Genomic DNA, 594 nt, shown 5'->3' on the forward strand with positions numbered 1-594 from the left:
GAAGTCCTGCCCCTGCTCACCGACACCGTCAGCCTCGCCGCCATCAACGGCCCCAACAACGTCGTCATCGCAGGCGACCACCACACCACCCTCCAGATCGCCGCCCACTTCCAAGCCCAAGGACGCCACACCCACCGCCTGAAGGTCAGCCACGCCTTCCACTCCCCCCACATGGACCCCATCCTCAACGACCTGCAAACCATCGCCCACACCCTCACCCACCACCCCCCGCACACCCCCCTCATCTCCACCCTCAACCCCCACGCCGACCCACACACCCCCGACCACTGGGCCCAACACGCCCGCCACCCCGTCCGCTACGCCGACGCCATCAACCACCTGAACACCCACACCACCACCTACCTCGAACTCGGCCCCGACGCCATCCTGACCGCCCTATCAGCCATGAACGACGACACCGTCATCCCCCTCGCCCACCGCGACCACCCCGAACCCACCACCCTGCTCACCGGCATCGCCCGAGCCTTCACCAGAGGCACCCACCTCCCCTGGGACCGCATCTACGGACCCCCCACCACCACACCCATCAACCTGCCCACCTACCCCTTCCAACGCACCCGCCACTGGCTGGAC

The 594-nt window shown here is 67.8% G+C and carries 1 protein-coding gene; it reads left to right on the forward strand.

Translation table 11 applies throughout. From position 1 onward, the window contains the following. Window positions 1-594, forward strand: a 594-nt coding sequence (locus AB0C16_RS40285; protein WP_357691438.1) for an acyltransferase domain-containing protein, incomplete at both ends; no start/stop codon positions are given.

It is taken from the genome of Nonomuraea sp. NPDC048916, from assembly GCF_040649575.1.
Taxonomy (GTDB): Bacteria; Actinomycetota; Actinomycetes; order Streptosporangiales; family Streptosporangiaceae; genus Nonomuraea.